The following is a 7697-nucleotide window of genomic DNA, read 5'->3' as shown; positions in this document are numbered from 1 at the left end:
TCTGGAGTAGCGGCGGCAGTTGCGCTGCCTTTGTCAGCATCAGTCACGGTCAGATCGAACGCTGGCAATTTGTTGCCCGCGTTAACGAAGTCAGCACCGGCCTGAGTCAGGACAACGTTGTTGCCAACGATGGCGTAGTAACCGTCTTTATTGCTGTCACCGGTGAAGGTGACTTTCAAATCGGCAACTGGGGTTTCTTCGTCACCCACGGTGAACGAGCCCGCCACAGTGTCTTTGCTGACAGCATCTTCAACCAACGGATTGGCGGTTACTTCGATGGTCGGCAGGTCGTTGACCAGCGTCACGTCCGGAGTAGCGGCGGCAGTTGCGCTGCCTTTGTCAGCATCAGTCACGGTCAGATCGAACGCTGGCAATTTGTTGCCCGCGTTAACGAAGTCAGCACCGGCCTGAGTCAGGACAACGTTGTTGCCAACGATGGCGTAGTAACCGTCTTTATTGCTGTCACCGGTGAAGGTGACTTTCAAATCGGCAACTGGGGTTTCTTCGTCACCCACGGTGAACGAGCCCGCCACGGTGTCTTTGCTGACAGCGTCTTCAACCAACGGATTGGCGGTTACTTCGATGGTCGGCAGGTCGTTGACCAGCGTCACATCCGGCGTTGCAGCATCGTGCGACCTGCCCTTATCGGCATCCGTCACGGTCAAGTCAATCGCAGGCAGTTTGTTACCCGCGTTGACGAAGTTCGCGCCCGCCAGGGTCAACACCACGGCGTTGCCAAGGAGGGTGTAGTAGCCATCTTTGTTGCTGTCGCCGGTGAAGGTCACTTTCAGATCGGCAATCGGGGTCTCAACGTCGCTGACGGTAAAGGTACCGGCAACGGTGCCTTCGGCCACGGAGCCTTCCACCAGAGGGTTCGCTACGACATCAATCACCGGCAGGTCGTTGACCGCAATCACGTTGATCGGCAGCGTAATCGACTCGGACTTAGGCGCCGCATCACCATCCTGCGCAGTGGCGGTGACGGTGAGGTTCACCAGGCCATTGGCGTTTGGTACCGGGTTGTAGACCAGCGTGCCCTTGTTCCAGGTGCTGATATCGATGCTTTGCACGTCAGCCGTGGCCGTGAAGCTGTGGCCCGGCGTGCCGTCGGAAATGGTCGCGCCTTCTGGAATACCGCTGATTTCCAGCTTCAGCGTCTCGGAGCCGTCTTTGTCGGTCGCATAAGCGTCAATCGCAGACAACTTGATCGCGTGGTCTTCCAGGCCAGTGTTCAGCACCTGGGTAACGCTGATGTTGTCCAGCACGCCGCCAAGCGAGTTGTTGGTATCGCCGGCCGGGGCCTTGAATTCGAGTTTGGCATCGCCGTCAGCGGTGACCGGCACGGTGAAGGTGTAGGTCTTCATGCCAACGACAGTGGTGTCCAGGGTGCCGACTTTGACGCCGCCCCAGAACACGTCGATCACCGAGCTGTTCTCAGCGCCCGCACGCGGCGAGTAGTCGACCGAGATGGTGTACGCGGTGCCGCCTTCCGCCTTGATGATGGTGTACAGGCTGGCGTCGTCGCCGGCGTTTTTCTCCAGCTCGATGACCTGGCTATTGCCTGGGGTCTCTACGCCGTAAATGCTGCTTTGGCCGATTTCCACCTTGCCGTCGGCGTTGCCGGTCTGCCATTGGGTGTTCGGATTGGTGCCGGCTGCGTTATTGGCATCGCCAACCGCGACGACGCTCCAGGAGCCGCCGATGGGGGCGCTGTCGAAGTTGATCGCGCTGACAACGCCGCCACCGAGCAGGCCCAGGTGCGGGGTATCGGTAACCGGGGCGATTGTCACTGGGGCAGTGGTTTCGACGCTGGCTTTACCAGCATTGTCGACCGCGGTGAAGGTGAGCGCGGTATTGCCGCTCCAGTCCGCGGTTGGGGAGAAGTAAACCGACGCCTTGCCGTCAGCGCCCGCTGGCACCGAATCACCGACCTTGAGTTGGGTGGTCAGGCTGGCGTCGCTATACAGCTTGCCGTTTTCCGGCAAGGTGGTGATGACGAACTGGGCAACGGAACCGTCCACATCGGCGCCACTCAGTACGATGGTGGCCGCGTGGTCTTCGTCCGCGCCTGCCGAGGTGGCGGTTGCTGTCGGTGCATCGTTGAATAGCTCGACGGTGACCTTGCCGGTAGCGCTGCTGGTTTCCGGCGGCTCACGGTCAAGGTTGCCGCCACCGATATCGGTGACGTCGATGGTTACTGTGCGATCAGTGCCAACCGGATTGTTGCCCGGGGCCTGAAAGGTAATCGCTTCAACCAGCTTGGTGAAGTCGGCCGCGCTGTTGCCGGCTGGCGAGTTGCTGGTCAGGGTGTAGACGATCTTGCCATCGGCGGCGCTGCCGCTTTCGGTGATGGTGATACCCGCAACAGCGAGGGCCTTGAGCACGTCGGCGTTGCTGAGCAGGTCGCCGGACACCAGGTGATCAACGGTGACCACTACCTTGCTGAAGGTTTTGTTGTCGACGTCGGTGATGCTCAGGTTTTCGACCAGCGCCACCGCACCTTTCTGCTCGACAAACTTAGTGCTGTCAAAACTGATAACCGGCGCATCGTTAACCGGTACCACGTAGATCACGGAAGTCACAGGCGCGGAGTCCGCCTGGCCGTCGTTCACGGTGATGGTCAGGTTACGGTTGGCCGGGCTTGGGTCTTCGCTTTCGCTGGCGAAGTGCACCGAGCGCAGGACTTCCTGGTACTCAGCCTTGGTCGCTTCACCGGACAGGGTCAGTACGCCGGTGTCCTTGTCATAGCTGACGGTGATTTTGGTGTTGCTGACATCGGCAATCAGCACGTCATCGGCCAAGTGGTTGACCAGCGTGACCTTGGCGCTTTGCAAGGTGCTGTTGTCGACGTCGGTGATGGTTAGGTTCGCCGCGACGTAGCCGCCGGGTTTGCCCTCGATGTAGGTGTCGCCGAACGCGTTGGTCGAACCATTGCCCAGTACCGGCGCATCGTTGACCGCAGTGACCACGACGCTGATCTTGCCGGTCGAGACTTCTTCAACACCGGTGCTCAACTCTTTGGCGGTGGCCTTCACGGTCAAGTCGAAACTGGCCGTCGAGTCCTTGAACGGCGTAACCGTCAGGGTGCTCAGGTTCCAGGTGCTCACGTCGTACAGCGTGTTTGCGCCGGTTGAGATGATGCTATGGCCAGCAGTGCCGTCGGTGAGCACGGAGCCTTCCGGCAAGCCGCTGATTTCCACCTTGTGGGATTCCGAGCCGTCGGTGTCGACAAAAGTGGCGGTGATCGGCGCGATCTTAATCGCGGTGTCTTCCAGACCGTGGTTGTAGACGTTGCCGGTGTAATAGCCTTCGCCATTCACAACGTGGCTGTCGCCCAGGACCATGCCTGCGGCTTCCAACGCGGCCGCACTGGTGTAGGTCTGCAGGCCACTGTTGCCCAGGGACACCGACGAACCGTTGTTGATCGACACATTGACGTCGTAGTTGCCCGGGCCGTTCTGGTTGTAGTGGTAGATGTCGAGGGTGTAGTAACCCGACTCGGTCGGCGTGTAGGACGACCCGTTGATACCGCTGCCCTGGCTCCAGGTTTCGGAAGCGACCAGCTTGCCGCCCACGGTGATAGCCAGACTGTCGTCGGCCGAGCCGGTGAAGGTGTAGCTCTTGCCAGCTTCCAGGTAAACCAGACCGGACACTTTGGTCGCGGTGCCTTCGGCCACATTGCCGTTGCTTACATTGCTGGTCACGCCCGTGGAGGCGGCGCTGTCAGCGGTTTGGGCGTTGATCACTTTGATCAGGGTGCTGGACTGGGTGACGCCTTGGCCGTTAGTGCCCAACTCGCCCGGCAGGTTGCTGCCGGTCCAGGTTTGAATGGTCAGACCGGTTGGCACTTGGCCGACGGTCAGCACCGGCACATCCGTCACCGGGTGAATATCCACAGTGATGGTTTTGGTATCGCTGTAGGAGTTGCCGTCGGTGGCTTGGAACTTCAGCTCGGTGTAATCACCTTGCTTGTTGCCCACGCCGGTGTTGCCGAAGCTGTTGTCGCCCGACTCGTTGTCTGCCGGGGTGTAACGCACGTTGTGGGCATCGAAGTCAGCCTGAGTGAAGGCCTTGCCCGCCGAGGTGTCGGTTTTCAGATCGGCCGTGGTGAGCTTGACCCACTCACCGTCGACTTTGTATTCGATGGAGCCGGCCGGCAGGCTGGTGAACACCACTGCCGGGCTCGTGGAATCTTCGTCCTGCACACCGAAAGTCGCCCAAGTGAGCTCGATCGAGGTGTCTTCGTTGCCCTCGATGCGGCCGTCGACGGCGGTTGGGGTGTCATCGACCAGCGTGACAGCCGGCTGGCCAGTGTTGTGGGAATTAAGGCCTTCAGGGTCGGTGACGGTCAGGTCGATTTTTGGCAACTGATTACCGGCATTGACGAAATCGGCGCCTTTTTGGGTCAGCACGACATTGTTGCCGGAGAGGCTGTAGTAGCCGTCAGCGTTGGTGCCGGTGGTGAAGCTGATGGTCAGGCTTTCACGCGGAGATTCTTCGTCACGCGCGTTGAACGTACCGGCGACGGTGCCAACTTCGGCGGTGTTTTCGACGATGGTAGTCGGCGTGATGTCGATCAGCGGTACATCGTTGACCAGGGTTACGGTCGGCTGGCCAGTGCCGGTGGAATTCAGGCCTTCAACATCGGTAACGGTCAGGTCGATTTTCGGCAGTTGGTTACCAGCGTTAACGAAGTCAGCACCTTTTTCGGTCAGGACCACGTTGTTGCCGGAGATGGCGTAGTAGCCGTCAGCGTTGGTGCCAGCGGTGAAGCTGATGTTCAGGTTTTCGCGCGGGGTTTCTTCATCTTTCGCGACGAAAGTACCGGCGACGGTGCCTGCTTCGGCGGTGTTCTCGACGATGGTAGTCGGCGTGACAGCAATTACTGGGACGTCGTTAACCAGAGTCACGGTCGGCTGGCCGGTGCCGGTGGAGTTCAGGCCTTCAACGTCAGTAACGGTCAGGTCGATCTTCGGCAGCTGGTTGCCAGCGTTAACGAAGTCAGCGCCTTTTTCGGTCAGGACTACGTTGTTGCCGGAGATGGCGTAGTAGCCATCTGCGTTGGTGCCAGCGGTGAAGCTGATGTTCAGGTTTTCGCGTGGGGTTTCTTCGTCTTTAGCGACGAAGGTACCGGCGATAGTGCCTGCTTCAGCGGTGTTCTCGACGATGGTGGTCGGCGTGACAGCAATCACCGGAACATCGTTAACCAGCGTTACGGTCGGTTGACCGGTACCGGTGGAATTCAGACCTTCAACGTCGGTAACGGTCAGGTCGATCTTCGGCAGCTGGTTGCCGGCATTAACGAAGTCAGCACCTTTTTCGGTCAGGACTACGTTGTTGCCGGAGATGGCGTAGTAGCCGTCAGCGTTGGTGCCAGCGGTAAAGCTGATGGTCAAACCATCGCGCGGGGTTTCTTCGTCTTTCGCGACGAAGGTACCGGCGACGGTGCCTGCTTCAGCAGTGTTTTCAACGATGGTGGTCGGCGTGACAGCAATTACTGGTACGTCGTTGACCAGGGTCACGGTCGGTTGACCGGTGCCAGTGGAGTTCAGGCCTTCAACGTCGGTGACGGTGAGGTCGATCTTCGGCAGCTGGTTGCCAGCGTTAACGAAGTCAGCGCCTTTTTCAGTCAGTACAACGTTGTTGCCGGAGATGGCGTAGTAACCGTCAGCGTTGGTGCCAGCGGTGAAGCTGATGTTCAGGTTTTCGCGCGGGGTTTCTTCGTCTTTGGCAACGAAGGTACCGGCGACGGTGCCTGCTTCGGCAGTGTTTTCAACGATGGTGGTCGGCGTGACAGCAATTACCGGTACGTCGTTAACCAGCGTTACGGTCGGTTGACCGGTGCCAGTGGAGTTCAGGCCTTCAACGTCAGTAACGGTCAGGTCGATCTTCGGCAACTGGTTGCCGGCATTAACGAAGTCAGCACCTTTTTCGGTCAGGACCACGTTGTTGCCGGAGATGGCGTAGTAGCCGTCAGCGTTGGTGCCAGCAGTGAAGCTGATGGTCAAACCATCGCGTGGTGTTTCTTCGTCTTTCGCGACGAAGGTACCGGCGACGGTGCCTGCTTCAGCGGTGTTCTCGACGATGGTGGTCGGCGTGACAGCAATTACTGGGACGTCGTTAACCAGGGTCACGGTCGGTTGACCGGTGCCGGTGGAGTTCAAGCCTTCAACGTCGGTGACGGTCAGGTCGATCTTCGGCAGTTGGTTACCAGCGTTAACGAAGTCCGCGCCTTTTTCGGTCAGCACGACGTTGTTACCGGAGATGGCGTAGTAGCCGTCAGCGTTGGTGCCTGCGGTGAAGCTGATGGTCAAACCATCGCGTGGTGTTTCTTCGTCTTTAGCGACGAAGGTACCGGCGACAGTGCCTGCTTCAGCAGTGTTCTCAACGATGGTGGTCGGCGTGACAGCAATCACCGGAACATCGTTAACCAGCGTTACGGTCGGTTGACCGGTGCCAGTGGAATTCAGGCCTTCAACGTCAGTAACGGTCAGGTCGATCTTCGGCAGCTGGTTGCCAGCGTTAACGAAGTCAGCACCTTTTTCAGTCAGCACGACGTTGTTGCCGGAGATGGCGTAGTAACCGTCAGCGTTGGTGCCTGCGGTGAAGCTGATGTTCAGGTTCTCGCGTGGGGTTTCTTCGTCTTTCGCGATGAAAGTACCGGCGACGGTGCCTGCTTCAGCAGTGTTCTCGACGATGGTAGTCGGCGTGACAGCAATTACCGGAACATCGTTAACCAAGGTCACGGTCGGTTGACCGGTGCCGGTGGAATTCAGGCCTTCAACGTCAGTAACGGTCAGGTCGATCTTCGGTAACTGGTTGCCAGCGTTAACGAAGTCAGCACCTTTTTCGGTCAGGACCACGTTGTTGCCGGAGATGGCGTAGTAACCGTCAGCGTTGGTGCCAGCAGTGAAGCTGATGTTCAGGTTTTCGCGCGGGGTTTCTTCGTCTTTCGCGACGAAGGTACCGGCGACGGTGCCTGCTTCAGCAGTGTTCTCGACGATGGTGGTCGGCGTGACAGCAATTACTGGTACGTCGTTGACCAGGGTCACGGTCGGTTGACCGGTGCCGGTGGAGTTCAAGCCTTCAACGTCGGTGACGGTCAGGTCGATCTTCGGCAGTTGGTTACCAGCGTTAACGAAGTCCGCGCCTTTTTCGGTCAGCACGACGTTGTTACCGGAGATGGCGTAGTAGCCGTCAGCGTTGGTGCCTGCGGTGAAGCTGATGGTCAAACCATCGCGTGGTGTTTCTTCGTCTTTAGCGACGAAGGTACCGGCGACGGTGCCTGCTTCAGCGGTGTTCTCGATGATGGTGGTCGGCGTGACAGCAATTACTGGTACGTCGTTGACCAGCGTTACGGTCGGTTGACCGGTGCCAGTGGAATTCAGGCCTTCAACGTCGGTGACGGTCAGGTCGATCTTCGGCAGCTGGTTGCCCGCGTTAACGAAGTCAGCACCTTTTTCAGTCAGCACGACGTTGTTGCCGGAGATGGCGTAGTAACCGTCAGCGTTGGTGCCTGCGGTGAAGCTGATGTTCAGGTTCTCGCGTGGGGTTTCTTCGTCTTTCGCGATGAAAGTACCGGCGACGGTGCCTGCTTCAGCAGTGTTCTCGACGATGGTAGTCGGCGTGACAGCAATTACCGGAACATCGTTAACCAAGGTCACGGTCGGTTGACCGGTGCCGGTGGAATTCAGGCC

The 7697-nt window shown here is 58.8% G+C and carries 1 protein-coding gene; it reads right to left on the bottom strand.

Features of this window, described 5'->3' with window-relative positions:
* On the bottom strand, nt 1-7697 hold a 7697-nt coding region (locus BW43_RS29005; protein WP_032888468.1), incomplete at both ends, for a hypothetical protein.

This window comes from Pseudomonas sp. RIT357 (genome assembly GCF_000632245.1).
In the GTDB taxonomy this organism is placed as follows: domain Bacteria; phylum Pseudomonadota; class Gammaproteobacteria; order Pseudomonadales; family Pseudomonadaceae; genus Aquipseudomonas; species Aquipseudomonas sivasensis.
This window is presented reverse-complemented; position numbering and strand designations above follow the sequence as displayed.